This is a genomic window from Nonomuraea terrae (genome assembly GCF_004348995.1).
Lineage (GTDB): Bacteria > Actinomycetota > Actinomycetes > Streptosporangiales > Streptosporangiaceae > Nonomuraea > Nonomuraea terrae.
Genome location: NZ_SMKQ01000071.1, coordinates 12,508 through 37,539, shown reverse-complemented (window position 1 = coordinate 37,539; position 25,032 = coordinate 12,508). Strand labels below are relative to the sequence as shown.

25 protein-coding genes and 1 pseudogene are annotated in these 25,032 nt (G+C 73.9%); 12 read left to right on the top strand and 14 right to left on the bottom strand.

The window, feature by feature from the left end; translation table 11 throughout:
* On the top strand, window positions 1–892 hold an 892-nt coding region (locus E1286_RS48020; protein WP_223190270.1), incomplete at its 5' end, for a hypothetical protein.
* Window positions 893–990: 98 nt separating this feature from the next.
* Here the strand turns inward: E1286_RS48020 and E1286_RS22735 are convergent.
* Window positions 991–1,515 (bottom strand): SigE family RNA polymerase sigma factor, encoded by a 525-nt coding sequence (locus tag E1286_RS22735; RefSeq protein ID WP_223190268.1) that lies wholly within the window; start codon window positions 1,513–1,515, stop codon window positions 991–993.
* A 4-nt stretch (window positions 1,516–1,519) separates the two neighbouring features.
* Between E1286_RS22735 and E1286_RS52105 the strand changes: the two are divergent.
* Window positions 1,520–1,864, top strand: a pseudogene (locus E1286_RS52105) (helix-turn-helix domain-containing protein); the annotation flags it as partial.
* A gap of 47 nt (window positions 1,865–1,911) precedes the next feature.
* On the opposite strand, the gene E1286_RS22725 reads toward E1286_RS52105, so the two are convergent.
* Window positions 1,912–2,511, bottom strand: a complete 600-nt coding sequence (locus E1286_RS22725; protein ID WP_132615458.1) for a TetR/AcrR family transcriptional regulator — start codon at window positions 2,509–2,511, stop codon at window positions 1,912–1,914.
* Between the two features lie 137 nt (window positions 2,512–2,648).
* Here E1286_RS22725 and E1286_RS22720 point away from each other — a divergent pair, with 137 nt between their 5' ends.
* Window positions 2,649–3,206, top strand: coding sequence for a dihydrofolate reductase family protein (locus tag E1286_RS22720; protein ID WP_132615457.1), 558 nt, complete (start codon window positions 2,649–2,651; stop codon window positions 3,204–3,206).
* Window positions 3,207–3,279: 73 nt separating this feature from the next.
* On the opposite strand, the gene E1286_RS48015 is transcribed toward E1286_RS22720, so the two are convergent.
* Complete coding sequence (locus E1286_RS48015) at window positions 3,280–3,861, bottom strand: hypothetical protein (protein WP_165969859.1); 582 nt, start codon at window positions 3,859–3,861, stop codon at window positions 3,280–3,282.
* A gap of 116 nt (window positions 3,862–3,977) precedes the next feature.
* On the opposite strand from E1286_RS48015, the gene E1286_RS22715 reads away from it, so the two are divergent.
* Complete coding sequence (locus tag E1286_RS22715) at window positions 3,978–4,313, top strand: ArsR/SmtB family transcription factor (RefSeq protein ID WP_223190266.1); 336 nt, start codon at window positions 3,978–3,980, stop codon at window positions 4,311–4,313.
* Here E1286_RS22715 and E1286_RS22710 read toward each other — a convergent pair.
* Window positions 4,310–5,098 (bottom strand): class I SAM-dependent methyltransferase, encoded by a 789-nt coding sequence (locus E1286_RS22710; protein ID WP_132615456.1) that lies wholly within the window; start codon window positions 5,096–5,098, stop codon window positions 4,310–4,312. The two genes, E1286_RS22715 and E1286_RS22710, sit on opposite strands and share 4 nt — an antisense overlap.
* A gap of 226 nt (window positions 5,099–5,324) precedes the next feature.
* Here E1286_RS22710 and E1286_RS22705 point away from each other — a divergent pair, with 226 nt between their 5' ends.
* The 3 genes from E1286_RS22705 to E1286_RS22695 are packed head-to-tail and all read left to right on the top strand — an operon-like array spanning window position 5,325 to window position 7,560.
* Window positions 5,325–5,522 (top strand): hypothetical protein, encoded by a 198-nt coding sequence (locus E1286_RS22705; protein ID WP_132615455.1) that lies wholly within the window; start codon window positions 5,325–5,327, stop codon window positions 5,520–5,522.
* On the top strand, window positions 5,522–5,869 hold the full coding sequence (locus E1286_RS22700) for an ArsR/SmtB family transcription factor (RefSeq protein ID WP_132615454.1): 348 nt from the start codon (window positions 5,522–5,524) through the stop codon (window positions 5,867–5,869). The genes E1286_RS22705 and E1286_RS22700 overlap by 1 nt, the downstream gene beginning before the upstream one ends.
* 8 nt (window positions 5,870–5,877) lie before the next feature.
* Window positions 5,878–7,560, top strand: a complete 1,683-nt coding sequence (locus E1286_RS22695) for a SulP family inorganic anion transporter (RefSeq protein WP_132615460.1) — start codon at window positions 5,878–5,880, stop codon at window positions 7,558–7,560.
* Window positions 7,561–7,566: 6 nt separating this feature from the next.
* Here E1286_RS22695 and E1286_RS22690 read toward each other — a convergent pair whose 3' ends face one another.
* The 3 genes from E1286_RS22690 to E1286_RS22680 all read right to left on the bottom strand — a co-directional run bounded on the left by E1286_RS22690 (window position 7,567) and on the right by E1286_RS22680 (window position 11,197).
* On the bottom strand, window positions 7,567–8,349 hold the full coding sequence (locus E1286_RS22690; protein WP_246075047.1) for a DUF2625 family protein: 783 nt from the start codon (window positions 8,347–8,349) through the stop codon (window positions 7,567–7,569).
* Window positions 8,350–9,177: 828 nt separating this feature from the next.
* Entirely contained in the window at window positions 9,178–10,188 is a 1,011-nt protein-coding gene (locus E1286_RS22685) for an alcohol dehydrogenase catalytic domain-containing protein (RefSeq protein ID WP_132615453.1), read from the bottom strand.
* Between the two features lie 139 nt (window positions 10,189–10,327).
* Window positions 10,328–11,197: a helix-turn-helix transcriptional regulator gene (locus tag E1286_RS22680; RefSeq protein ID WP_165969858.1), complete on the bottom strand. Its 870-nt coding sequence runs from the start codon at window positions 11,195–11,197 to the stop codon at window positions 10,328–10,330.
* A gap of 127 nt (window positions 11,198–11,324) precedes the next feature.
* On the opposite strand from E1286_RS22680, the gene E1286_RS22675 reads away from it, so the two are divergent.
* The gene (locus E1286_RS22675; RefSeq protein ID WP_132615451.1) at window positions 11,325–12,284 is read left to right on the top strand and encodes an ArsR/SmtB family transcription factor; all 960 of its coding nucleotides are present in this window, start codon (window positions 11,325–11,327) and stop codon (window positions 12,282–12,284) included.
* 1 nt (window position 12,285) lies between these two features.
* Here the strand turns inward: E1286_RS22675 and E1286_RS22670 are convergent, their stop codons facing one another.
* Window positions 12,286–12,723, bottom strand: a complete 438-nt coding sequence (locus E1286_RS22670) for a MarR family winged helix-turn-helix transcriptional regulator (RefSeq protein ID WP_132615450.1) — start codon at window positions 12,721–12,723, stop codon at window positions 12,286–12,288.
* 59 nt (window positions 12,724–12,782) lie between these two features.
* Here E1286_RS22670 and E1286_RS22665 point away from each other — a divergent pair, with 59 nt between their 5' ends.
* Complete coding sequence (locus E1286_RS22665; RefSeq protein ID WP_132615449.1) at window positions 12,783–13,313, top strand: hypothetical protein; 531 nt, start codon at window positions 12,783–12,785, stop codon at window positions 13,311–13,313.
* Between the two features lie 7 nt (window positions 13,314–13,320).
* On the opposite strand, the gene E1286_RS22660 is transcribed toward E1286_RS22665, so the two are convergent.
* Both E1286_RS22660 and E1286_RS22655 read right to left on the bottom strand, forming a co-directional pair.
* A complete protein-coding gene (locus E1286_RS22660; RefSeq protein WP_132615448.1) occupies window positions 13,321–14,226 on the bottom strand; it encodes a 2-dehydropantoate 2-reductase in 906 nt (301 codons plus the stop codon).
* 107 nt (window positions 14,227–14,333) lie between these two features.
* The gene (locus E1286_RS22655; RefSeq protein ID WP_132615447.1) at window positions 14,334–15,167 is read right to left on the bottom strand and encodes a helix-turn-helix transcriptional regulator; all 834 of its coding nucleotides are present in this window, start codon (window positions 15,165–15,167) and stop codon (window positions 14,334–14,336) included.
* A 211-nt stretch (window positions 15,168–15,378) separates the two neighbouring features.
* Here E1286_RS22655 and E1286_RS22650 point away from each other — a divergent pair, with 211 nt between their 5' ends.
* Entirely contained in the window at window positions 15,379–16,887 is a 1,509-nt protein-coding gene (locus E1286_RS22650; protein WP_132615446.1) for a GMC family oxidoreductase, read from the top strand.
* A 36-nt stretch (window positions 16,888–16,923) separates the two neighbouring features.
* On the opposite strand, the gene E1286_RS22645 is transcribed toward E1286_RS22650, so the two are convergent.
* Window positions 16,924–18,642 carry a potassium/proton antiporter gene (locus tag E1286_RS22645; protein WP_132615445.1) on the bottom strand — a complete coding sequence of 573 codons (1,719 nt, stop codon included), beginning with the start codon at window positions 18,640–18,642 and terminating at the stop codon, window positions 16,924–16,926.
* Between the two features lie 202 nt (window positions 18,643–18,844).
* On the opposite strand from E1286_RS22645, the gene E1286_RS22640 reads away from it, so the two are divergent.
* Both E1286_RS22640 and E1286_RS22635 read left to right on the top strand, forming a co-directional pair.
* The gene (locus tag E1286_RS22640) at window positions 18,845–19,864 is read left to right on the top strand and encodes a HAMP domain-containing sensor histidine kinase (RefSeq protein ID WP_132615444.1); all 1,020 of its coding nucleotides are present in this window, start codon (window positions 18,845–18,847) and stop codon (window positions 19,862–19,864) included.
* Window positions 19,861–20,520: a response regulator gene (locus tag E1286_RS22635; protein ID WP_132615443.1), complete on the top strand. Its 660-nt coding sequence runs from the start codon at window positions 19,861–19,863 to the stop codon at window positions 20,518–20,520. Before E1286_RS22640 ends, E1286_RS22635 begins: the two co-directional genes overlap by 4 nt.
* On the opposite strand, the gene E1286_RS22630 is transcribed toward E1286_RS22635, so the two are convergent.
* The 3 genes from E1286_RS22630 to E1286_RS22620 are packed head-to-tail and all read right to left on the bottom strand — an operon-like array spanning window position 20,521 to window position 25,024.
* Window positions 20,521–21,462: a hypothetical protein gene (locus E1286_RS22630; RefSeq protein WP_132615442.1), complete on the bottom strand. Its 942-nt coding sequence runs from the start codon at window positions 21,460–21,462 to the stop codon at window positions 20,521–20,523. It lies immediately after the preceding gene.
* Window positions 21,459–23,885: an AAA family ATPase gene (locus E1286_RS22625; RefSeq protein ID WP_132615441.1), complete on the bottom strand. Its 2,427-nt coding sequence runs from the start codon at window positions 23,883–23,885 to the stop codon at window positions 21,459–21,461. Before E1286_RS22625 ends, E1286_RS22630 begins: the two co-directional genes overlap by 4 nt.
* Window positions 23,885–25,024 carry an exonuclease SbcCD subunit D gene (locus tag E1286_RS22620; protein ID WP_132615440.1) on the bottom strand — a complete coding sequence of 380 codons (1,140 nt, stop codon included), beginning with the start codon at window positions 25,022–25,024 and terminating at the stop codon, window positions 23,885–23,887. The genes E1286_RS22625 and E1286_RS22620 overlap by 1 nt, the downstream gene beginning before the upstream one ends.
* Window positions 25,025–25,032 lie beyond the last annotated feature (8 nt).

The following is a 25,032-nucleotide window of genomic DNA, read 5'->3' as shown; positions in this document are numbered from 1 at the left end:
CGCCTGCGCGGCCCCAGCCCCGAAGAGCGTAGGGGAGATCGCCGGGCTGCGGCCGCGCAGGCGTCCCGGCGACGGGGGAGAGGTGTCCGGCCCCGACGTCGACCTGGTCGACGGCCTCACCCCCGCGGCCAGGCGGGTCGTGCGGGCCTGGCTGCTCGACCGGCCGTCGGCCGCCGCGCGGCAGGCCCGCCTGCAGGTGCTGGCCGCGTTCCTGCGCTGGCTGAACGCGAGCGAGCCGGCCCTCGACCCGCTCGCGGCCACCGGCGCCCACCTGGACGCCTACTGCGACGCCGCGCTGACCGGCACCCTGACCGTGGGCGTGCGCAGGCCGGGCAAGCCCTTGTCCGGCGCCACGGTCAACCGCAGGCGCGCCGTGTTGTCGTCCTTCTACGCCTTCGCCTGGCGGACCGGCGCCGTGTCCCACGCCGTCCACCCGGCCGGTGAGCCGCGGCCGCTCACCCGCGACGACCGGCGGCTGCTGCGCCGGGGCGTGGCCCGGCTGGCCGCCGGCGGGCGCGCCGCCGAGGCCGTGGCCGTGGCGCTGCTGGAGGCCACCGGCGCTCCCGTGGCGGCGCTGGCCGACCTGACCGTGCAGGACCTGCGCGGCATCGCCGACGACGGCGGGCCCGCTCTCGTCACCGTGCGGGACGGCCACGGAGACCTGGTCGCCTTTCCCGTCCCGGAGCCGGTCCGGCCCCTGCTGCGGGAGCTGTCCGGCACGCGTGCGCTGGGGGAGCCGCTCATCGGCCCCGCCGACACGCGGTGGGTGGCCGCGGCGCTCGTGGAGGCCGCCCTGGCCGGTGGCATGCCACGCGCCCGCGCCGAGGTGCTGCACCCGGGCGTGATGCGCGCCCGCACGGTCACCGACCTCCTGCGCGGCCCCTCTTCCTGAGCCCTCGCGGTGGCCGCCGCTGCCCGGCGTCCCGCGCACGGGACGGCCGCCTGTCCTGGCCGTCGGCTGCCGGGTGCCGGTCGCACCGGCCCGTACGGTCAGACAGGCCCGGCCACCTCCACGATCTCGGGATCGTCCAGCAGGTGCGCCAGCTCGGGGGCGATCACGCGCAGCCGGGCGAGCGCGTGGTGGGTCTGGCTCTTGACGGTGCCGACCGAGCAGCCGAGAACGTCGGCGGTCTGCGCCTCGGTGAGGTCCTCCCAGAAGCGCAGCACGATCACGGCGCGCTGCCGGGGCGCGAGCCTGGCCAGCGCCTGGCGCAGCACGATGCGGTCCAGCGCGGACTCGTCGCCTCCCGTGGCCCGGTCGGGCACCACGGCGCTGGGCAGCTCGGGACGCTCCCGCCGCCGCCACGAGATGTACTGGTTGACCAGCGCCTTGCGGGTGTACGCCTCGGGGTTGCCGGACCGCGACAGCTTGGCCCAGTGCCCCACGACCTTGACCAGGACGGTCTGCAGCAGGTCCTCGGCGAGGTGGGCGTCTCCCGTGAGCAAGTACGCCGTCCGCATCAGCGCCTGCTGGCGGGCGAGCACGAACTCGCGGAAGCCGTCGTGACGATCCAATGTGATGATCTCCTCTCGCCCGTACCCAACGCTGCCCGGCGGGCGAAAGGTTGTAGTCTCCCCGGCGCCGCCCGCGGGTGGTGGTGACGGGGACAGGAACGCCACGCGCCCGGCGCATACCGTGGAGCGCATGGCACGAGCGAGCGAGCTGGGCGACCACCTGCGTTCCCGGCGCGAACGGGTCCGTCCTGAGGACGTCGGCCTGCCCTCCGCCGGGCTGCGGCGCGAGGAGGTCGCGCTGCTCGCGGGCATCAGCACCGAGTACTACCTGCGGCTTGAGCAGGGCCGCGACCGCCACCCCTCGGCCCAGGTGGTCGACAGCCCGGCCCGTGCCCTGCTGTTGCATCCCGACGAGACCGCGTACGTGCGGCGGCTCGCCGCGGTCCCGGGGGCCGGTCAGCGGGGGTGGACGGCGAGGGCGGTGGCCCGGCGCATGGCGTCGCGGACCTGCTCCGGCGGGTCGCCGTGGCGCAGGCTCGTCAGGGCGGCGGCGCCGACCGCGCCCACCACCGCGCCGACCAGGGCGGCGGCCTCGATCGGGTCGAGTTCGTCCGGGTACGCCCGCAGCAGCGCCTCGGTGAGGTCGGCGTGGGCGGCGAGGAAACGCTGCAGCAGCCGGGCCTGGGCGGCCGGGGACGAGGTGAGCAGGCCGGCCCGCAGCCCCGCCAGCCCGCTGGCCAGGTCGGTGTTCCAGGTGTTGACGATCATTTCCTCGATCGCCCGGCCCAGCGCGTCGGCGGCGCTCTCGCCGGGGCCGCGGCCGGCGATCACGTCGGCGCCGAGGTCGACGCGCACCTGCGTGTTGGCCAGGAGCACGTCCTCCTTGGTGGGGAAGTGCAGGAAGAACGTGCGGGTGGACACGTCGGCCGCCGTGGCGATCTCGGCTACGGTGGTCTCGTCATAGCCCTGCTGTTCGAACAATCTCATCGCCTCGGCGACGAGTGCCTCGCGCGTGCGCTGCTTCTTGCGTTCCCGGCGCCCCGGCTCCTCGCCCACGGCGCCACATGCTACAGCAGATGCATCACTGCACCGGCTGCATCGGTGGGCGGGAAGAAAACCGTAAGGGCGCCGTAAGAGGGCTCGGCGACGCTGAAGGCACATGAGGCACCGCACAACCTGAAAGGAACGACCCCATGCGCAAGCTGAAGCTCCAGGTCCAGACCACCATCGACGGTTACATGGCCGGCCCGGACGGTCAGATGGACTGGCTGACGATGCCGTGGACCGACGACATGAACGCCCACGTCGACGCCCTGACGGACTCGGTGGACTGCATCGTGCTGGGCCGCAGGCTCGCCGAGGGGTTCATCCCGGCGTGGGAGTCCGGCCCGGAGGGTGAGGAGCAGAAGTCGATCGACTGGATGAACGACACCCCCAAGGTCGTGATCTCGCGCAGCCTCACCGAGTCCCCGTGGAAGAACGCCGTCGTCGAGGGCGGTGACCTGGCGGAGACCGTCAACCGGCTCAAGAGCGGCCCCGGCGGTGACCTCATCACGTACGGCGGCGCGACCCTCGTCTCCGACCTCATCGCGGGGGGCCTGATCGACGAGCTCCACCTCTTCGTCAACCCGGTCTCCGTGGGCGGCGGCCTGCCCGTCTTCCCCGACGGCCGGCAGCGCTTCCGCCTGGTCGCCGCCCGCCCGTTCGACTGCGGGATCACCGCCCTGCACTACGAGCCCGAGCGCTCCTGACCCACGCCTCCGGCGGCGAGTGCCCTGAGCCGGGCGGCATGCCCGGGGACGTGCTCCTCGGCGCGGAGCCGGATCAGCTCGCTCCACGTGATCCGCTGGTCCGGGTGCGCCCGGCCGTCGCGACCCACCAGGCGGATCCGTACGGGCGTGGCCGCGGCCTCGTCGGGCATCGCCTCGACCAGGGCGCGGGACGGCCGGACAGCACGTCGCGTGCCGCGGCGGCGAGCAGGCGGTCGCTGAGCGCGACGTGGCTCAGCGTCCAGTCGACGGCGGACCTCACGTCCGCGGTGAGCGGGGCGGCGCCGATCGCTTCGGCCACGGCGAGCAGGCCGTCGTAGGCGGTGCGGAGCGCGGTCGTGTTCATGGTCTCTCCCTGGGCACGTACGCGGGTACGGATGAGCAGGGCCACCAGGCAGAGCACGGCCACCGCGCAGGTGACCGACTGGACGGCGGCGAGCAGCCCGGTCATGGTGGTGAGGAGGCCGACGCCGATGACCAGCGCCCCGGCCTCGAGGTAGACGATCATGTAGAAGCCGGAGAGCACCCCGGCGCGGCGGTCGGCCGGTGCGGCCTGGTCGACCGCGGTGAGACCGCCGAGAAACGCCAGGCCGTGGCCGACGCCCGCGGTCCGGGGCGCGGGGATCAGCACGGCCACGTACGCGGCGAAGATCAGTGTGACGACCAGCGGCGAGAACCCGAAGCGGACCTCGTACCCGCGGTAGAGCGGGGTGGCCAGATTCGTCCCGGTCAGCAGGATCGCGGTTCTCCGCCGTGCTGGCCGCCCTGGGCGACCCGATCCGGCTGGCCATCGTCGCCCGGCTCGCCGACGTCGGACCCGACGGCGAGCTGGCGTGCACGACGTTCGCGCTGCCGGTCAGCAAGTCGACCCAGAGCGGCCACTTCAAGGTCCTGCGCGAGGCCGGCGTCATCCGCCAACGCGACGAGGGGACGCGGCGGCTGAACCGGCTGCGCCGCGACGACCTCGACGCCCGCTTCCCCGGCCTGCTCGACCTCGCGATCCCGCAGGGGCGCGAGGTGATCGCCGGCTGGCTGGCCGAGAGCGGCGCGCCGGCCTCGGCAGGCGGCCGCCAGCGGGGGCGGCGCTAGCGGGGGCGGTGCGCCACCGTCAGCAGGTGGCCGCTGACGCCGAGCAGTGACGGCACCGACTCCACGGATCGCTGCGCGTCGAGCAGCAGCGCCCGGCGCTCGGGATCGTCGAGCCAGTCGCCGACGTCGCCCATCAGCCAGAACGCGCCCTCCAGCCCGTACTGCGCCACTTCGGGCAACCCGGCGTCGGCGAACTCGCCCGGCACCTCCTCGGGATGGTGGAAGTAGGCGGTGAAGCCGCGCCGTGGAGAGAACATGATCCCGTCCGCGGCGGCCGCGTGCGCCGCCCGGCGCTCGTTCTCCCGTAGGTAGCTGCCCCGGCCGACGGTTTCGTGGATGCCCGCGTAGCGGTTGATGGTCGCGGCCGCCACCAGGCCGCCCGGCCGTACGGCGCGCCGCGCCTCCGCCAGGGCCCGCACCCTGTCGGCCCGCTCGGCCAGGTGGTAGAGCGGCCCCAGCAGCAGCACCGCGTCCATGCTCGCGTCGGCCGCCGGCAGCGACCGCGCGTCGCCCTGCCGGGCCCGCACGCCGGCCAGCGCCGGCGCCCGCTCCACATGCAGTGGTACGGGGTCCAGCAGCTCCACGTCGTAGCCGTCGGCGCTCAGCCACTCGGCGTGCACACCCGTGCCGCCGCCCACGTCGAGCACGCGGGCCGGTGGCGGCGGCAGCCTGCGGCGCAGCACGTCCTGCGTGCGCCAGAACTCCAGCCGGCCGTGCCCCTCGCGCAACCGGTCGTGCTCCCTGTCCTGCTCGTAGTAGGCGAGCAGCTCCCGTGTCACGTCCATGCTCGATCTTGCTGAACCGCGCGAAGGGCGGACAAGGGGTTTGCCGGTCGCCGGCACCGATTCGGCGTCCGGCGCCTTGATCCGGTGATCGTCTTCTCCGTCGACGGTGATCGCGGGTCACGGCCAGGTCTGCCGGAGGTACCCGGACGTCAGGGCCGTCTTCCCGGCGGGTATCGTAATTGCGAAGTTTCGTAATTGCATTGATAAAGCGAGTACAAGGGGTGACATGACCACTGCAGTGGCGGCCGCGATCCGCGAGCGGGCACGGTCGGTCTGGCGGTCGCTGGAAGAAGCCCGCCGTGACAACGACGCTCATGCCATGCTCCTGGCCGCGGACGACTGGGACGAGGTCCAGCGCCTCGCCCGCGCCCATGGCGTGAACCTCGGCGACATCACCGACGGCAAGGACGACCTGAGCGCGTGATGTCCGTCCCGCTCTACGAGGCCAAGGCCGAGCTGTTCCGGCTGCTCGGTCACCCCGTCCGCATCCGGGTGCTGGAGTTGCTGCAGGTCCGCTCCATGCAGGTGCGCGAGCTGCTGGCCGAGATCGAGGTGGAGGCCACCGGCCTGTCCCAGCATCTCGCCGTCCTGCGCCGCTCCGGCATGGTGACCGCCCAGCGCGAGGGCTCCACCGTCGTGTACGCGCTGGCCGGCGGCGGCGTCGCCGAGCTGCTGCGGGCCGCGCGCGAGCTGCTGACCCAGAAACTGTCCGGGCAGAACGAGCTGCTGGGCGAGCTGCTGGCCGAGAAGCTGGACAGCGGCGCCAGGTGAGCGCCCTGATGGCGGCGGGCCTGGCCCGGCTGCGCTCCGTGCTGCCCGCGCGCGACGACCTGGCCGCCATGGGCCGCCGCCCGCGCCGCGACCTGCTGGCCGGGCTCACCGTCGCGATCGTCGCGTTGCCGCTGGCGCTCGGCTTCGGCATCTCCTCCGGCCTGGGCGCCGAGGCAGGGCTGGCCACCGCCGTGGTCGCCGGGGCGCTCGCCGCCGTGTTCGGCGGCTCGGGCCTGCAGGTGTCCGGCCCCACCGGGGCGATGACCGTGGTGCTGGTGCCGATCGTGCACGAACACGGCGCATCCGGCGTCCTGACGGTGGGGCTGCTGGCCGGGGTGATGCTGGTCGGGCTGGCGCTGGCCCGGGCCGGCCGTTACATGGCGCTGGTGCCGGCGCCCGTGGTCGAGGGCTTCACCCTCGGCATCGCCTGCGTGATCGGCCTGCAGCAGATCCCGGCCGCGCTCGGCGTGCCCACCCCGGAGGGCGACCAGGTGGTGGCGGTGGCCTGGCAGGCGGTGCTCGACTTCCTGGCCGAGCCGCAGTGGCAGGCCGTGGCCATCGCGGCCGGCGTGGCCGTGCTCATGCTGGCCGGCGGCAGGTGGCGGCCCACCGTGCCGTTCTCGCTGATCGCCGTCGTCGCCGCGACCCTGACCGCCGAGCTGGCCGGGCTGGACGCGGCCAGGATCGGCGAGCTGCCCGCCGGCCTGCCCGCGCCCTCACTGGCCTTCCTGGACGTCTCCGCCCTCGGCTCGCTGCTGGCCCCGGCCGTCGCGGTCGCCGCCCTGGCCGCGCTGGAGTCGCTGCTGTCGGCCGCGGTCGCCGACGGCATGAGCGTCAGCCACCGCCACGACCCCGACCGGGAGCTGTTCGGGCAGGGGCTGGCCAACCTGGCGGCGCCGCTGTTCGGCGGCGTCCCGGCCACCGGCGCGATCGCGCGTACGGCGGTCAACGTGCGCTCCGGCGCGCAGTCGCGGCTGGCTGCGCTGGCGCACGCGGCGATCCTGACCGTGATCGTGTTCACCGCCGCGGGCCTGGTCGCCAGGATCCCGCTGGCCGCGCTCGCCGGTGTGCTGCTCGCGACCGCGATCCGGATGGTCGAGGTCGGCGCGGTCAAGGCCATGGTGCGCTCCACCCGGGGCGACGCCGTGGTGCTGGTGCTTACCGCCGTCGCCACCCTGGCGCTCGACCTGGTCCAGGCCGTCATCCTCGGGCTGATCGCCGCCGGTGCGCTCGCGTTGCGGGCCATCGCGCGCAACGTCCGCCTGGACACCGTGCCTCTCCGCCCCGACCTGCCGGAGGACCATACCGAGGCCGAGCACGAGCTGCTCGCCGAGCACATCGTCGCCTACCGGCTGGACGGGCCGCTGTTCTTCGCCGCCGCCCACCGCTTCCTGCTGGAGCTGTCGGAGGTCGCCCACGTCGCCGTGGTCATCCTGCGCATGTCGCGCGTGACGACCATCGACGCCAGCGGCGCCCTGGTGCTCGGCGACGCCATCGACCGGCTGCAACGCCGCGGCATCACCGTGTACGTCTCCGGCATCCGCGACGGCCACCACCAGCCGCTGCGGGCACTCGGCGTGATCGCCCGCCTGGACGCGGCCGGCCAGGTGTTCGCCACCACCCCGGAGGCCATCGCCGCCGCCCGCGAGCGGCTGAACCACACCGGCCTGCTGCCGGCCGGGGAGCCGTGAGCGGCCTCACACGTCGCCGAGAAACCCCGGCCCCGGCAGCCCGGACCGGTCGCGGAAGCTCGCGTTGAGCCCGAGCAGCTCCCGCATCGGGACAGGGCTGCGGGTGGCGCCCGCCAGGTCGGCCATGGCCTCCTCCGACCACAGGAAGGGGTAGAAGGCGAAGCCCTGGTCGTGGGCCAGGGCGGAGACCTCGTCGCGCCAGCCCGGCCAGCGCAGCCCGTCGTAGAAGAGGTCGAGCCGGCCTGACAGCAGCCAGGTCAGCCACGTGCCGTAGCCCATCTCCAGAGCCTCCCACTCCAGGGAGTCGGGGGCGAAGTAGAGCATCTGCCCGGGCACGCCCGGGCGTCCCGCCGCCGCCGGGTCGGGCCCGTTCAGCACGAAAACCCCGCCGAGCACGTCGTGGGCCACGACCAGCCCGTCCGGCGGACGCCACGCCGGGTCGAACGCCTCGGGGAAGCCGTTCACCCGCGCCAGCCCCGGCAGCGCGCCGGCCGTCGTGCCGCCGAAGACCCGCAGCCACCCGCCGTCGAGCACGAGCCCGCCGCAGTGCAGGGCCATCGCGCCGAGCGCCGATCCGGCGCCCACCTGCAGCTGCAGCAGGCAGGCGCGGCCCTGGCCGGGATCGCCGGGAAGGACCTCCAGCGGTACGGAGGTCCTGGCGAACTCCTCCTGTAACACCGGCCAGGCCGGCTCTGCCACGTCGATCAGTTCACCGAGCTCTCGCATCCGGACATCCTCCCAGCCGATCAGGCCGGCCACGACGGGCACCGCCACGTCGTGCCGTCCCATTGGACGGGGAACGGCACCGCGTTGGGCAGCGGCGTCCCACATCCGCCGGCCCGGTCCGCACAACGTGTCAGGCCGGTGGTGAGGCCGGCCGCGAGCCAGGCGCACAGGACGGCGAGCACGCGCGCCCGGGTCGCCGCGTCGCCGGACCGGCGTGGATGGTGTCCTCACGACGTGCTCATCACCCTGAGCGGGATCGCGCTCGTGGCGGGCGCGCCGGAGCAGCGGGAGCAGGCGCGGCGACTCGCCGGCCTGCTGATCGACAGTCTCCGCTACCGGCCCGGTGAAGGATGACCTGGCGGCGGAAGGGCCGGTGGGGACGGCGGCGCGTACCGTGATCGCAGCTCGGTCAGGTGCCTGGTGCTCACTCCGGAGAACGGCTCGCGATGGCGTGCCACCGTTCTCGGGCCCGGCTGGGCGTCGGTGACGTGCTCCAGGCCGGCGCTCGGTGACCGGCAGGAGCGGGTTGACGGCCATCTCGGGAGCTTGCGTGTCGCTCCCGCTCGGGCCCGGGTGGCGCCGGTCGGGCGCCGTTCCGGCCCAGGCCGGTCAGGCCGCCGGGATGGCGGCCTCCGCATGACAAAAGGGTCAGGTCTGTCCCGGCCGGTCACCGGCTCTTCGGCGTCGCCCGCCCTGGCCTGGGCACGCTCGGCCCTGGGCTGCGACACATCCGCCGCCGAGCGGGCCGGGGCAGGACCGGCCCCCGCGGCGACGCGTTCCCCCGCCCGATGAAGGACGGCGGGAGGCGACGGGACGGTGACGCAGGCGTCCCGTCGCCGGGCGTGAAGGCGGCGGGACTGCCCTTACGGGCGGTCCGTCGCCGGCGTGGTGTCAGTCGAAGGTGATGACGCGGCGGCCGCCGCCGGCGCCGCTCGCCATGGCGTCGAGCGCAGCGGGGGCCTCCTCCAGGGTGATCGGCGTGACCGGCGGGAGGATGCCGTGCTGCGCGGAGAAGGCCAGCGTGTCGCGGGTGTCGTGCGGCGAGCCCGACGGCGAGGCCATCACGTGCAGCCGGTTGAGCACCATCGGCTGGGCCTGCAGGGTCAGCGGCGTGTTGTCGTAGCCGCAGAGCACGAGCGTCCCGTCGGGCGCGAGCCCGCCGAGCACGGCCGCGGCAGCCGCGTTGGACGGGGCGGCGTTCAGGATGACGTCCGCGCCGCCGTCCCACGCCTTGAGCGCCGCGGCGGCGTCGGTCTCGCCGCCGGCGATGTACAGCTCGGCGCCGAGCTCCTTGGCGCTCGCCTCGCCGCGCGCCGACCGGCCTACCACCGCCACGCGCGCGCCCATGGCGACCGCGTACCGGATGGCGAGCGCGCCGACGCCGCCGGCCCCGACGACCGCCACCCGCGAGCTCGGCGTGGCCCCCGCCCTGCGCAGGCCGTTGAACGCGGTCAGCCCCGCGCACATCAGCGGCGCCGCGGCCACCGGGTCGAGCCCGGCCGGCAGCGGCGTCACGAAGCCGGCCTTGAGCAGCGCGTACTCGGCGTAGCCGCCGTCCTTGACGATGCCGGTGATGCGCTTGGACGGGCAGAGGATCTGGTCGCCGGAGACGCAGTAGTCACAGTGCCCGCACGAGTCGTACAAGAACTGGCCCCCCACCGCGTCGCCCACGGACAGGCCCGACACGCCGCTGCCCACTGCGGCCACCGTGCCGGTGATCTCATGGCCGGGGACCACCGGGAATCGCGCGAACGGGAAATGCCCACGGATCAGGTTGAGGTCCGTGAAACAGACGCCGCAGGCCGTCACCTTCACCACGACCTCGTCGGGACCCGGCTCAGGGACGTCCCGTTCGGTCAGAGTCAGCGGGGCGCCCACGGCGGTGGCGAGTGCTGCACGCATATCGATTCCTCCTCGGCCAAAGCTGATCGGAGAGACTCCGGTCACCGTTCTTCTGGGATGTCAGGGGTCATGCCCCGCGGATCCGCCTCATCCAGCGTGCCGCACCCGTACCGCGCCGAAGACGATCAGCCATGGGTGGTCAACCCCAGCTTGGGACCCTGCCGAACGCGGGCCCACGGGTGTGCCGCCACACCTGCGCCGGATCGAGCTCCCGCAACCGCGGGACGATCGCGGGGTCGTCCGGGACGAACCAGAGCAGCCGCTGGGCGGCGTCGACCGTGATGATGTTGTTGCAGATGACATGGAGGACACCGAGGACCGGATTGACGATCCGCTTGTCCTCCTCGTGGCGGACCCTCACCTCCCGCGCCTGCCACAACCCCGAGAACTCGGGACTGGCGCGCAGCAGGTGACGGACCAGGTCGCCGCTGACCCGGTCGGAGGGCCCGCGCCGGGCCACCGCGGCCCGCAGGTCGGAGACCAGCAGCCGGGAGTGGTAGTCGTGCTCGTCCGCGGGATAGAGCACGCGGGTGTCAGGGTCGGTGAACCAGTGGTAGATGAAGCTGGACTCGATCCCGCTCAGCCCCGACTGCGGCCCGACCAGCACCTGCGCGGCGTGGTTCTGCACCACGACCTGGTGCATATCGGTGATCACCATGGCGGGGGTGTCGTCGAGCCGCTCCATGAGCTGGCGCAGCGCCGCCTGCATCTGCAGCGGCTCCGAGCCGAACGGCGGCGTCCGCCCCGCCAGGTAGAACAGGTGGTCGGTCTCGTCGCCGTCGAGCCGCAGCGTGCGGGCCAGCGCGTGCAGGACCGGATCGGACGGGTTCTGCCCGCGGCCCTGCTCCAGCTCGGAGTAGTAGTCGACGGAGATGCTGGCCAGCCGCGCCACCTCGTCGCGGCGCAGGCCGGGGACCCGCCGCCTTGAGCCTGGCGGCAGGCCGACGTCGTCGGGGCGAAGCCGGCCTCGGCGCGACTTCAGGAACGCCCCCAGTTCAGCGAGATCCACCGTCTCTCCCGTCGTCCCCCGTCGTTCTGCTTTCCTCGGGGCTCCACTGTAGTCATGCCCGCGAAGGCGACGAGATCGTTCCGCGCGCGATGTCCTCCGGCCGCCCACGGATGTAGCGTACGGCTTGATGATCAGCTTCGAGCTCAGCGTGGAGGACCTCGCGGACACCCGCTTCGCGATCTCGCCGCTCCACGAGACGATCTCCAGCCTGCGGGTCCTGCGCGACCCCGGCCTCCACGCACTGCACCTGCCGTGGCGCAGGTCGGCGCTCGCCCGGCTCGACCCGGCCGACGCCGCCCTGCTGGTGTCCGTGGTGGGGGAGAAGCTCGCGCTGCCCGACTTCCTCACGCCCCGGCCCGCCGTCTTCGCGCCGTCCTTCGACGAGGAGCTCGCGATCGTACGGCGCACGGCCCCGCACGTCGTTCGCCACGACCTGGAGGCCGCGCTCGTGGCCGGGCCGCTCCCCGAGGACGACGCCGCGGCCGCCCGGCTCCGCGACGCCGTCTGCGACGCGCTGGCGCGTTTCTGGGAGCCGTTCGTCGCGCCGCTGTGGCAGCGGATGCGGCTGCTGCTGGAGGCCGACATGACCTACCGCGCCCGGCAGCTCGCGGTGGGCGGCGCGCGGCTGCTGTTCGCCGACATGCATCCCAACCTGCGCTGGCACGAGGGGGTGCTGCACATCGACAAGATGATCGGCAGGCATCACGTCGTCGTCTCCGGCCGCGGGCTGCTGCTGATCCCTTCGGTGTTCGCCCACAAGCCGGCCCCGCCGGTCAGCCCGGGGGAGCCGCCGTCGCTCGTCTACCCCAGCCGCGGGGTGGCCACACTGTGGGAGGCGGCGCCGTCCGCCGGCCCGTCCGCGCTGACCGCGCTGCTCGGCGCGCCCAGGGCGCGGCTGCTGCGACTGCTCGAGGAGCCGCTGCCCACGGTGGAGCTGGCCCGCCGCGTGCGGGTCACCCCGAGCGCCGTCTCCCAGCACCTGCGCGTCCTGTACGCCGCCGGCCTGGTCGCCCGCGCCCGCGACGGCCGCCAGGTCCTCTACCGCCGCAGCGCTCTCGGCGACGAGCTGGCGGCTCCCCGCCGATGAGTCACTCGGTCTCCGACAGGCGCGCGGTCTGGGCCTTCAGCACGGCGATCGTGTTGACGACGTAGTCGGCGATCGCGGTGAGCTCGCGCTCGTCGTACTTCGTCATGAGGGCGCTCATCTCGCGGCCGAGATCGGCGAAGATGGCGCCGAGGTCGGGGGTTCCGCTGGTCTCGGCGCAGATGAGCACGCGACGGCGGTCGCCGGGGTCGGGCACCCGCCGTACGTAACCCGCCCGCTCCAGCCGGTCGACCAGCGCGGTGATCGCGCTCGCGCCCAGCCGCAGCTCCGCCGCGAGGGCCCCGGCGGGCAGCGGGCCGTTCCTGGTGATGATGCTCAGAGCCTTGTGGTCGGCGGCGTTGAGGCCGAGCCGCCGCGCGACCGCCTCGTGGAAGAGCACCACCGCCGTGCTCAGCTCCCGGCCCAGCTCCGCACCGTCCATCAGCCCTCCGATATTTCGATGAAGTGAATATTTCACTGTATTGAAGTAGTCTCCGTCACATGAGTCTACGTACCGGCTTACTCCTCAGCCGCGAGGCGGCGCGCTGGGGACTGCGTTTCCACGGATGGCACGCCGGCATGATCGTCGGGCTGTCCATGATCCCCACGGTGCAGCGGTTCGTCGCGGTGGCCTGGGGAGACGAGCTGCCCGCCGCCGCCGGCGTCGCGGGCGAGGTGCTCACCGGCGCGGTCCGCGCGCTGCTGCTCTTCCTGATCTGCCGCCTGGCGCTCGTCCGCGACCCCGAGGTCGCCGGGCTCGGCGAACGCCGGCAGCGGGTCGCGTGGTTCGTCGATCACCGGCGGGCCGACTTCCTGATCCAGTTCGCCGTCCTCGGCGCCGCCTTCGCGCTCTTCGACCTCGTGCCCGGCCTGGCCATCCACGCGCTGGCCCCGGAAGACGCGCGCGAGTGGGTGACGGCCGTCGTGGTCGCGATCAAGAACCCGACCGTGATCGCCTTCACCTTCGTCTGGATGGCCGGTGTCGCCCGCCACATGATGCTGGCCGCCCCGGAGCCCGTCCACGCCCGCTGACCGGCGCTCAGCTCGCCCTTGTGGCCGAAGCGTTGATCTCCAGAGCGCGCAGCAGGGTGAGCAGCGTCTGGTTGAGCGGCGTCGGAACGCCGTGCGCGGAGCCGAGGCGGACGACCGCACCCGTGATCACCTCGTGTTCGGTCGTCCGTCCTGCGACGCGGTCGTACAACATGGACGTCCCGGCGTCGGGGGACAGGCTGTCATAGAACGCCATCGCCCACGCCACGTCCTCGCCGGACAACGCCGCTCCGGCCGCCGCCCCCACCGCCGCGGTCTCCGTGAGCAGGCCCTCGACGAGCGCGCGGACCTCCGGCTCGCGCAGCACGCCGATCCGGCGCAGGGTCAGCGCGGTGACCGGGTTGGCGCCCACGTTGATGAGCAGCTTGCGCCAGGCGGCGGTGGTGAAGTCGGGCACCGTGCGCACCGACAGCGCCGAGCCCGCCAGCAACGCGGCGAACCGTTCGGCGTCCGGGTCCGGCGGCAGCTCCACGAGGTTCTTCTCGCGGTGCAGCACGTGACCGCGGGCGATCGACTCCGCGTTGACATAGACCAGTGCGGGCAGCACGGGGGTGTCCGGCGGCAGCAGCGGCGCCAGCCGTTCGCGCTGGTCGACGCCGTTCTGCAGGACGACCACGACGGTGTCCGGGCCGGTGAGCGCGCGCAGCCAGGCCACCGCGCCCGGGGTGTCCTGGGCCTTCGTGGCCACGAGCACCCAGTCGGCGGTCCCGGCCGTGCCCGGCTCGCCGACCACGTCGAGCGGCGGCCGGTGCAGCTCGCCGTCGCGCTCCACGACCACCTGCTCGGGCCGGGTGCGTACGCACAGCTGCACGTGGCCGCCGTTCTCGGCCGCGGCGGCCGCGACGACGACGCCGATGGCCCCCGCTCCGATGACCGCGATCTCCGGTCGTGCCATGTCACCGCCCTCCTGGGTTCGCCGGGCGTCCCGACACGTCTTGGGATGCTTGCCGCAGCAGCCTAGAGAGCGGCCCCGACACGAAGAAGGGGTTCACAACCCCAGGCTCAGACATCGGCCAGCGCCTCCAACCGGCGCATGGCCGCCCGGGAGGCGGGATCGGAGGCCGGGAAGAGCACGTGCAGGAACCGGTCCCGGTCCCCGGGGAAGGTCACCACCTCCACCTCCAGGCTGATGCGGCCGGCGACCGGGTGCACGATCGCCTTGCGCTCGCGGACCACGCTCGTGGCCACGTGGCAGTTGTCCCAGATCCGGGTGAAAACCGCGCTCTTCTCCCTCAGCTCGCGCAGGAGCTCGGCCGTGCGAGGGTCGTCCGGATACCTGCCGACGTCCATGCGCAGCATCCCCACCAGTCCCGCCACGGCGTTCTCCCAGTCCTCGTGGCTGCGGCGCGCCTCCTCCGACAGCAGCGCCCAGCGCACCGCGTTCCGCTCGCGCGCCGGCAGCGCGTAGAAGTCGGTGAGCAGCACACGCGCGGTGCGGTTGGCCGCCAGGACGTCCATCCGCCGGCCCGTGAGCACGGCGGGCACCGTCCCGAACGACTCCATGAGACGCAGCATCCCCGGGCGTACGTGCTGGACCCCCGAACCGCTCTGCCGCGCCGGACCCGCATGCCCCCACGCCAGGTCCCACATGTGCTCCCTGGCCGGGGGATCCAGCTGCAGCACGTCGGCGAGTGCGTTCAGCACGCTCTCCGACGGCGCGATCTTCCGCCCCTGTTCGAGCCGTGTGTAGTAGTCGACGCTCATCCCGACTCGCTGTGCCACCTCTTCGCGGCGGAGCCCCGGCACCCGCCGCCGGGCGGCCGGTATGACCTCCCCGTCAGGCACCACCGATGCTCGCCGCGTGCGCAGGAATTCCCCCAGCGTGACCGCTTTCACCGTATTTCACCTGCCTTGTCGTCCCCGTTCGTCCCAAAGAGTAGCTCTGCGGGTCCTATGAACGATGGGCGCATCCTCGTCCTCCGATGACGTTGATCTCTCTGTTTGGCTGGAGATCCGGGTGCACGGGGCACCCGTCGCCCGGCCGCTTCGCCGTGCCCTGCGGGGGTTCGCACGGGAGCCAGCGCCGGGGACCTGAGACTGGAGAGACATGCACTCCTTCGATTACGTGGTGGTGGGGGCGGGGAGCGCCGGTTGTGTGGTCGCCGCACGACTGTCGCAAGACCCGCAGACCAGGGTCCTCCTCGTGGAGGCCGGCACGCCGGACGGCCCCGAGTCGATGGCCGTCCCGCCCGCCTGGCCCACGCTGATCGGCAGCTCGGCCGACTGGGGATTCGTCACCGTGCCGCAGTCCGGCACGATGGACGTCGTTCACCCCTATCCCAGGGGCAAGGTGTTCGGGGGAAGCAGCAGCATCAACGCCATGGCGTTCCTGCGCGGTCACCGCAGCAGCTACGACGCCTGGGCGGCGAACGGCGCGACCGGCTGGGCGTACGACGACCTGCTGCCCTACTTCAAGCGCTCCGAGCGGGCAGCCGGGCGCGATCCGCGCCACCGCGGCGCCGACGGCCCGATGACGGTGGCGCCGCCCAGGAGCGGCCACCCTCTCGCGTACGTCTACCTCGAGGCGGCCGTCGAGGCCGGCCACGCCACCTCCCCCGACCTGAACGGCGAGCACCAGGAGGGCGTGGCCTGGCTGGAGACGAACATCGTCGACGGGCGGCGCTTCTCCGTCGCCGAGGGCTACCTGCGCCCGATCCTCACCCGGCCGAACCTCACCGTGATCTCCAGCGCGCTGGTCCACCGGGTCGTCGTGAGGGACGGCCGGTGCACCGGGATCGAGTACTCGATCAACGGCGATCTCCGCAGCGCGCGGGCCGAACACGAGGTCATCCTCAGCGCCGGCTCGATCGGGTCGGCGCAGCTGCTCATGCTCTCCGGCATCGGCCCCGCCGCGCACCTGCGCGAGCACGGCCTCGACGTCCTGGCCGACCTGCCGGGGGTCGGCGGCAATCTCCAGGACCACCCGCTGGCCGGGATCACCTACTCCGCGACCAAGCCCGTCCCGCCGACCGCCAACCAGCACAGCGACCTCATCGCCATGGTGCGCACCCGCCCGGAGCTGACGTCCCCCGACCTCCAACTGATCTTCCTGGACATCATGTACCACCCGCCGACACTGATCGACCCCGAGCACGGGTACACGATCGGGTTCAGCCTCATGCAGCCGCACAGCAGGGGCAGCGTCCGGCTCACCGGCGCCGACCCCGCCGCCGCCCCGCTGATCGACCCCAACTTCCTCGGCGACGAGCGGGACGTCGAGACGATGGTGACCGGGCTGCGGATGGCGCGGGAGGTCGGCGAGGCCGAGGCGCTGGCCGGGTGGCGGGGCAAGGAGGAGCTGCCCGGCGCCGCCGTCCAGGACGACGCCGGGCTCGCGGCCTACGTGCGCAGCGTGACGGGGCCGTACTTCCACCCGGTCGGGACGTGCCGCATCGGCGACGACCTGTTCGGCGTCGTGGACACCAGGTTGCGCGTCCACGGCATCGACGGCCTGCGGGTGGTGGACGCCTCGGTGATGCCGTCGATCGTCGCGGCGAACCCGAACGCGACCGTCATCGCGATCGCCGAACGCGCCGCCGACCTCATCATTGCCTGACGCGCCTGTCCTGGACGCGCCGCCGGGGGAAGCCCTTCACTCTCCGCCTCGGCCCCTCGGGCGTGCGCCGGGCCGCTCCGAACGGGCGGTCCGGTCCGGCGGTGGAGAAGGGGCCCCATCGGCTGCGGCCCGGGAGCCGGCACCACCGGCCGAGGCCCGGAAGCCCGCTTCGCCGGATGAGGCCCGGAAGCCCGCTTCGCCGGACGGGGCCGGAAAGTCCGCTTCGCCGGACGGGGGCCGGGGGCGAGGCGGGCGCGGGTTCCGGCTTGTGGAGGTGGCCGTGTGCCAGCGGGCCAGCCGCCCGCCCCGGCCCACCTCGCGCAGACGATCCTCCACGGCCGTGCGGGTGGCGCCGGTGGTGACGATCAGCGCCTGGTCGCCCTGGAGCAGCCGGGTGCCGCCGTCCGGCACGAACGTCCGGCCTTCCCGTACGACGAGCGTGACCACGGCGGGGCTCGGCAGGCGCAGCTCGAAGATCTCCACGCCGTGCAGCCGCGAGCCGGGCGGCACGGACACGGTGAGCAGTTCGGCGCCGACCGTGTCCAGCGGCGCCGACTCGATGTCCACCTCCTGCGGCTGGTCGGCCCGCGCCACCCCCAGCAACCGCCCGACGGCGGGCAGCGTCGGCCCTTGCACCAGCGTGAAGACGACCACCAGGACGAACACGATGTTCAGCAGCGTGCCGCTGCCCGGCACGGCGGCCACGATGGGGAACGTGGTCAGCACGATCGGCACCGCCCCGCGCAGCCCCGCCCACGAGATGAACGCCTGGTCGCGCAGCGGCACGCGGAACGGCGCCAGGCACGCCACCACCGACAGCGGCCGGGCCACCAGCAGCAGCACCAGCCCGGCCAGCAGCGCCGGCACCACGGCCGAGCCGAGCTCGCTCGGGTCGACGAGCAGCCCCAGCATGACGAACAGGCCGATCTGCGCCAGCCACGCCAGCCCCTCGGCGAACGACCGGGTGGCGGCCCGGTGCGGCAGCACCGCGTTGCCCAGCACGATCCCCGCCAGGTACGCGGCCAGGAACCCCGAGGCGTTCGCGGCACCGGCCGCGGCGAAGGCGAGGATGCCCAGCCCCAGTGTGGTCAGCGGGTACAGGCCGCTGGCCGGCAGGGCCACGTACCGCAGGGCGGCCACCCCGATCCGGCCGACGAGCAGCCCGACGACGGCTCCCACGGCCAGCTGGTAGCTCACCTGCCCGGCCACGTCCGCCGGATCGGGCAGCCCGGCCGTGGTGCTGAACACCAGCACGAGGATGACGGTGGGCGCGTCGTTGAACCCCGACTCGGCCTCCACGATGCCGGCCAGCCGCCGCGGCAGCGGCAGCGCCCGCAGCACGGCGAACACCGCGGCGGCGTCCGTGGAGGACACGATGGCGCCCAGCAGCAGCGCCAGCCGCCACTCCATGCCCAGCAGCAGGTGCGCGCCCGCCGCGGTGACCACGACGCTGACCGCCACGCCGAAGGTGGCCAGCAGCGCCGACGGGGCCAGCATCCGGCGCAGGTCGCTCCACCGGGTGCTCAGCCCGCCCTCGATCAGGATGATCGCCAGCGCGGCGGTGCCCAGCGTCTGAGCGGCCTGGGCGTTGTCGAAGTCGATGCCGAGGACGTCCTCGCCGAGCAACAGGCCGAGGGCCAGGAACAGCAGCAGGCTCGGCAGCCCGAGCCGCGCGGCGGTGCGCGCGGCGGCGATCGAGGCCAGCAGGACCACGCCCCCGGCGAGCAGGACGCCGTACAACTGCTGCAAAGTCACGCGCGTTCTCCCGGCCCCTTCTGCCTGGGCCCCTTCTGTCCGTTCTGGTGGGGATCCCCCCGCCAGTCTCAGGGACCACACCCCACCTCCGCCATCGGTGCTGCCACCCATTCAGGCCGGTGCCGGATATGTAGAGACGGCGTGCGGCATGGGGGATGACTCGGATGGACAGTACCCGCTGGTCACGGGCAGGGTGGAGGGTATGAATGCTGCAGCGACCCGGTACTCCGCACCCCGCCATGACGCGGGCGGGCGTCCGACGGCCTCGGCGCTGTTCCGGCGGATCACCCTCATCAACGGGCTGGTGTTCACCACCGGGCTGACGGTGCTGGCGCTGTCGCCGGCCACGGTGTCCTCACCGGTGCTGCTGACCGAGCTGCCGATCCTCGCCGCCGGGCTCGCCCTGATGCTGGCCGCGAACGCGTACCTGCTGCGCCGCAGCCTGGCGCCGCTGAGCGCGCTGACCACGCTGATGGAGCGGGTGGACCTGCTGCGTCCCAAGACCCGCATCGCCCAGGGCGGGACGGGCGACCTCGGAGCGGTGATCGCCACCTTCAACGCCATGCTCGACCGGCTGGAGGCCGAGCGCAGCGCCAGCGCCGCCCACGCGCTGGCCGTCCAGGAGGCCGAACGGCAGCGCATCGCGCGCGAACTGCACGACGAGATCGGCCAGAGCCTCACCGTGGTCCTGCTCGGGCTCAAGCGCACCCTCGACCGCGCCCCCGCCGAGCTGCGCGAGGAGCTGCGCACCGCTCAGGAGACCGTCCGCGCCAGCCTCGACGAGGTACGCCGCATCGCCCGGCGGCTGCGGCCCGGCGTGCTGGAGGACCTCGGCCTGATGGCCGCCATGAACCAGCTGGCCGGCGAGTTCACCGACGTCAGCGGCGTACCCGTGAGGCGCCGCTTCGACCCGGGGCTGCCCGGCCTCGGCGGCGAGGTCGAGCTGGTGATCTACCGCATCGCCCAGGAGGGACTGACCAACATCGCCCGCCACGCCCGAGCCTCCGCCGCCGAGCTGTCCCTGACGGCCGGCGACGGCACCGTGCTGCTGCGCATCGCCGACAACGGCCGCGGCGGCCCCATCGAGGAGGGCACCGGCATCCGCGGCATGCGCGAACGCACCATGCTCATCGGCGCCGACCTCACCGTCGAAGCCCGCCCAGGCGGCGGCACCGAAGTGCGGCTGACCGTTCCCCTTCCCACCGGAAAGGTGTCGTCGTGACCGCCGCGACCCGCATCCTGCTCGCCGACGACCACGCCCTGGTGCGCCACGGCCTGCGGATGATCCTCGACGCCGAGCCCGACCTGACCGTGGTCGCCGAGGCCGGCGACGGCGCCGAGGCGATCGAGCTGGCCACCCACGCCGGCGCCGACGTCGACCTGGCCATCCTCGACATCGCCATGCCACGCCTGACCGGCATCCAGGCCGCCCGCGAGATCTCCCGCCGCGCGCCCGGCATCCGGCTGCTCATGCTCTCGATGTACGACAACGAGCAGTACTTCTTCGAATCACTCAAGGCCGGCGCCTGCGGGTACGTGCTGAAGTCGGTGGCCGACCGCGACCTGCTGGAGGCGTGCCGGGCCGCCATGCGCGGCGAGCCGTTCTTCTACCCGGGGGCGATCACCGCGCTCATCCGCGACTACCTGCAGCGTCACCGGCAGGGCGAGACGATCCCCGACTCCGTGCTGACGCCGCGCGAGGAGGAGATCGTCAAGCTCATCGCCGAGGGCCACTCCAGCAAGGAGATCGCCGACATGCTGGTGATCAGCGTCAAGACCGTCGACCGGCACCGCGCCAACATCCTGGCCAAGCTCGGCCTGCGCGACCGGCTGGAGCTGACCCGCCACGCCATCCGGGCCGGACTGATCGAGCCCTGACTATCCGGCCGCGGTGCGCAGCGCGCGATAGAGCAGCCGGCCGTCGCCCAGGTGGTGGCGCAGCAGCTTCTCCAGGCCGCCGATCGGGATCAGGTTCTGCGGCGCACGGGGGTCCTTGTAGTCGACGCCGGCCAGCGGCGGCAGGGCGAGGGTGACCGCATCGGCCAGCCGCACCGCCTCGGCCGGGTCGAGGTCGGCGCCGGCCTCGCAGCGCGCCACGCCCGCCCACGGCGCGGACGACTGGACGGGCAGGCGTACGTACCAGGCGTGCCGCCGCCAGCTCGTGCCCATGAGGAACACGGGTGTGCGCTGCCCGGCGGCGAGCGCGCCGACCACCGCGGACTGCGCCGGCGGCAGGTACGCCGTGTGGTGCGTCTTGATGTAGCCCACCGTGCGCGGCAGGTGCGTACGCCCCCGCAGCGGCCCGTCCACCAGCAGCAGGTCGTCGCCGTGCGAGCGGTGCCGCACCGCCAGGTCCACCTCCAGCTGGGTGACCTGCCGCTGCAGCGCCAGCGACAGCTCCTCGAAGCTCGCGTCGGCGGCCCGGCCGGGCTGGTAGGTGGCGTGCGTGGTCTTGACCTCGGGCGCGTGCGGCGAGGCCGAGATCAGCGTCCGGTTGACCTGGACGTCCACCAGATCGGCGCCGCCGGGCCCGCACCGGACGATCCCGGCCGCGTACGAGGCGGCGATGCCGGGCACGGGCATCGGCGCGTCCGGGTCGTGCACCCACACCCGCGCGTCGATCCTGCGCACGCCGTCGGCCACCAGCAGCGTGCCGGGGGCCGAGGCGCCGGGGCCGGGTGTGACGGGCTTCCAGTCGCCGGCCGGCCGCTCGATGTCGAGGACCAGCTCGGCGCTGGTGGAGCCCATCTCGGAGAGGTTCTCGACGGCGAGGGCGGCCGCGTAGCCGGGATCCCACGGGTCGACGGTGAAGCCCGTCATGGAGCGATGGCCGCCTTCCGCACGTGGGAGCCGTTGCCGTCGCGCCTGACCTCGAAGCGCACCGGCACGCGGTCGGCCAGGGCGGGCACGTGCGTGACGACGCCGATCATGCGTTCCTGGCCGGCGGCGAGACGTTCGAGGGTGGTGGCCACGGTGTCGAGGGTCGCCGGGTCGAGCGTGCCGAAGCCCTCGTCCAGGAAGATCGAGTCGAGACCGCGGGCGACGGCGCCGGACAGCGCCAGCGCCAGCGCCAGGGCGGCCTGGAACGTCTCGCCGCCGGACAGCGTGCGGGCGCTGCGCCGCATGCCGGCCTCGCCGTAGTCGATGACCTCGATGTCGCCGGTCTTGTCGGCCAGGGCCAGCTCGTACTGGCCGTCGGACAGCTCGCGCAGCGTGTCGGAGGCCGAGGCGACCAGCACGGCGAGGGCCTCGGCGCACAGCCAGCGCTCGAAGGCGTTGGCCCGCAGCCGCAGGGCCAGCTCGTGGGCGACCTTGGCCTCGTGCTCCTTGGCGGCGACCTGGCGTTCGAGGTCGGCGGCACGCCTGCGCTCCTCGCGCAGGCGTTCGAGGGCGGCGTCGGCGCGGGCGACGGCGGTGGCGACGGCGGCGCCGAGCTGGTCGGGCGAGGCGTCGGGAGGTGCGACCACGCCGTGCTCGGCCAGCCGCTCGGTCAGCCGGCGGCGATCGGCGGCGAGCAGGTCGCGCGCCCGGGTGAGCCGCTCCTCGCGCTCGGTGAGCGCGGCCAGGGCGGCCTGCGCGGCGCGGTCGCGCCAGCCCAGCAGGTCGGTCCAGGCGTGGTGCAGGTCGTCGCGGTCGAGGGGTGGCGGCGGGTCGTCCTGGTGGCCGGAGACGAGCAGCCGGTCGCGGGCGGCCTCCAGGTCGCGCCAGGCGGTCTCGGCCTGGCGTTCGGCCTGCGCGGCGGCGGCCCGCGCCTTGTCGAGGCGGGCGCGGCCGGCCCGCAGCGCCTGGCGGGCCTCGCCGGCGACCTCCTCGGCCTTGGCGATGGCGGCCAGCGTGCCTTCGAGCGCGGCCCGGTCGACGGGGGCGGGCAGCGCGGCCAGCTCCGACTCCAGCCGGTCGGCCTGCGCCGCCAGCATGGACGCCGACGTCTCGGCGCGGGCGTGCGCGGACCTGGCGCGCTCGGCCCGCTCGCGGGCGCCGGCCAGGGCCCGGTCGGCGGTGCGCATGTCGGCGGGCGCGTCGTGACGGGGCAGCTCGGTGACCGGGTGCCGGCAGACCGGGCACGGCTCGCCGACGGCCAGCCGGGCGACCAGGTGGGCGGCGGCGTGGGCGTCGCGCAGGCGTTCGCGCTGGGCCTCGGCGGCGGCCAGCGCCTGCTCGGCCGTCTCCCGCGCGGTGGCCAGCTCGCCGAGCGACGCCGCCGCGCCGCCTGCCTCGGCGCGGGTGCGGGCGGCCTCGGCGGCCAGGCGTTCGCGGGCGTCCAGTGCGGCCAGCGCCGCCCGCGGCGCGCCCCGGTCGCCCAGCGCGGTCAGCGCCTCGTACGCCTCGTGGTCGTCGGCCTCCAGGGTCTCGACCTCGGCGGCCAGCCGTTCGGCCGCCTCGGTGGCGGCGCGGCCGGCCGAGGCCAGCGTGGGCACCGCGGCGGGCATGCGCAGCGACGCCAGCACCGACCGGCGTTCGGCGACGGCGGCCCGCTCCTGCTCGGCGCGGCGGATGTCGTCCTCGCGGGAGCGCAGCAGGTCGAGGTCGGAGCCGATGGTGTCGGACAGCCGGCGCAGGGCCGCGAGCCGGTCGGCCAGCTCCCGCTCGGCCTCGTCGGTGGCGCCGGACAGCTTGGCGAGCTGGTCGCGGGCGAACGAGGCGGCCTGCTTGGCGGCCTCCTCCTCGCGGGCCGCGCTCTGCCGGATGCGCTCGTAGACGTCGGCGTCGAGCAGCTGCACCAGCAGGTCCTGCCGCTCGCGCGGCGCGGCGTGCAGGAACTCGGCGAAGCGGCCCTGCGGCAGCACCACGCACTGGGTGAAGAACCGGTACTCAAGGCCCGTCACCCGCTGCGCCTCCGGGGTGACGTTCTCGCCCTCGGCGATCGGCCGCACCACCGCGTCGAAGACCTGGTCGAGCGGCGCGGCCGGGTCCAGCTCGTCGAGCCTGGCCTCCTTGGTGCGCACCGCGCCCTTGGCGTCGCGCACCATCGAGCGGGCCACGCCGTAGCGGCGGCCGTCGCTGTCGAACACCATCGCCACCTTTCCGGCCGCGACCGAGGGGGCCAGGGCGTGGGCGACGGCGTTCTCCCGGCCCCAGCGCGGCACGGTGCCGTACAGCGCGAAGCAGATCGCGTCGATGATGGTGCTCTTGCCGGCGCCGGTGGGGCCGACGAGGGCGAAATACTCCGTGTCGGAGAAGTCGACGGTCACCGGCTCGCGGAAGCTGCCGAAGTGGTCCAGGTGCAGCAGGAGGGGGCGCATCAGCCGGTCACCTCGTCGTAGAGCCGGTCGAACAGGGTGGCCACCTGCTCGTCGTGGCGGCCGGTGGCGTTCAGGTACTCGCGGAACAGCTCGCGCGGGCTGCGGTCGGGGGAGCCGGCCTTGCGGGTGGCGGGCACGGGCCTGAACCGCTCGTCCAGGACGACGTCCACGGCGCCCGACAGCACGCCGCGCACGTCGTCGGCCAGGCCGACGCGGGGTTTCTCCTCCACGATCACCTTGAGCCAGTCGTCGCCCGGCTCGATGGCCTCCAGCTCCTCCAGCGTGCCGCGTACGGTGCGCAGCCGGCGGGCCGAGGCGAACGCCAGCTCCTCCACCACGGCCGGCCGGCCCGGCGTGACCTCGACCAGCAGCGCACCCGGCGTGTTGCCCTCCTCGCCGAAGTCGACGGCCAGCGGCGAGCCGCTGTACCAGATCGGGCAAGGGCCGGGAATCTGCTGGCGGCGGTGCAGGTGGCCGAGGGCGGCGTACTGGGTGACGGGCGGGAACGCGGTCGGCTCGAAGTAGTAGGAGAAGATCGACTGCGCCTCGCGCTCGCCCCCGCCGAACGCGCCGCCCGGCAGCGTGCCGTGGGTGGTGACCAGGTTGACGGTGTCGGCGTGGAAGCCCGCGGTGAGCGCGCCGATCAGCTCGCCGACGCGGGAGGCGTAGTCGCGGTTGTGATCGGCGGCGGTGCCGGTGAGCACCTCGGCGGCGCGTACGACGTACCGGTGCGACAGGAACGGCAGCACCGCGAGGCGCACCGGCTCACCCGAGCGCGCGGTGAAGGCGAGAGTGCCGCCCGCGTCGGGGCGCCGGAACGTGCCGAGCACGTGCAGTCCCAGCTTGCCCAGCACGGGCCGGTAGACCTCAAGCAGCTGCGGGTTGTCGTGGTTGCCGGCCAGCACCACGACGTCGCGGCCGTCGCCGCGCAGCGCCATGAGCGCGTTGAGCACCAGCGACTGCGCCTCCGGCGTCGGCGCCGAGGTGTCGAACAGGTCGCCGGCCACGATGACGGCGTCGACGTCGTGCGTGCGCGCCGCGCCGACGAGCTCGCGCAGCACCTCGCGGTGCTCGTCGAGGCGGGGACGGCCCTTGAGCACCTTGCCCACGTGCCAGTCCGCGGTGTGCAGGATCTTCACGAGACCAC